Raw genomic sequence first — 1,040 nt, forward strand, 5'->3', positions numbered from 1 at the left:
CGGTGAGCGCCAGACGATCTCCGAGGCGACCCTTCGGGAAATCGCCTCGGGCTATGACCGCGAGGCCGCCCCGGCGCCGGTCGTGATCGGGCATCCGCAGACCGATACCCCGGCCTTCGGGTGGGTGGAAGCGCTCTATGTGGAACGCGGGGTGCTGAAGGCCACGCTGGAACAGACCGCGACCGAGTTCGCTGACGCCGTGCGGACGGGACGGTTCAAGAAGGTCTCGATCTCGCTGTTCCTGCCCAAAGCGGCGGCGAATCCCAAGCCCGGATCGTTCTACCTCAAGCATGTGGGCTTCCTCGGTGCGGCGGCGCCCGCCGTGCCGGGGCTCATGCCGGTGAAGTTCGCAGCCACGGGCGGGGACAGCCTGCCCTTCTACCAGGACGCCTTCGCCGCCCCGGCGTCTGCGGCCGATACCGAGCTGGCCCGGCTGCGGCGCGAGGTGCGCGAACGCGAGGTGGAAGAGCTGATCGCCGAAGGCCGGGTGCTGCCCGTGTTCAAGGACGAGCTGGTGGCCTTCGCAGCCAGCCTGGACGATACCGAGACCGTCAGCTTTTCCGAGGGCGCCACCGCAACCCGGAAGGACTGGTTCCTGTCCTACCTGAAACGGCAACCCAAGGTCGTATCCTTCGGCGCGCTGGATCTGGGACAGATGCCCTTCGAAGGTGGGCGGCCCCGTCAGGACCAGACCATTCCTGACGGCTACAGCGCAGACCGGACGCATGACGAGCTTCTGCACGCCGCCCGCCAGATCGCGCGCGAGAAGGGCGTCAGCTTTTCCGACGCGGTGGACATGGCGATGGAGGGCCTGCGGTGAGCGCGCCTCTCTCGCCCCATGCGGAGCTGCGGCGGCAATGCCTCGAATGGGCCTTCCAGACCCGAGAGTTCACCGACAAGCCGCAGGACGATGTCCTGCTGGTCGCGCAGAACTACTACGCCTTCATCACGGGCGGGCCGTTCTGGCCGGTGCTGCCCGGCTGGGTCCACCTGAGGGCGCGCGCCGGGGAGCCTTTCCCATGAGCCTCGGCGTTCCGGGC

General features: G+C 68.4%; 1 protein-coding gene and 1 pseudogene. Both read left to right on the forward strand.

Annotation, left to right across the window (positions count from 1 at the left end):
* A pseudogene (locus tag GH815_RS18950) lies at positions 1-820 on the forward strand (hypothetical protein); the annotation flags it as partial.
* Positions 817-1,023 carry a hypothetical protein gene (locus GH815_RS18695; protein WP_153750231.1) on the forward strand — a complete coding sequence of 69 codons (207 nt, stop codon included), beginning with the start codon at positions 817-819 and terminating at the stop codon, positions 1,021-1,023. The pseudogene GH815_RS18950 and the gene GH815_RS18695, both read left to right, overlap by 4 nt.
* Positions 1,024-1,040: the final 17 nt, after the last annotated feature.

This window comes from Rhodovulum strictum, from assembly GCF_009649175.1.
Lineage (GTDB): Bacteria > Pseudomonadota > Alphaproteobacteria > Rhodobacterales > Rhodobacteraceae > Rhodovulum > Rhodovulum strictum.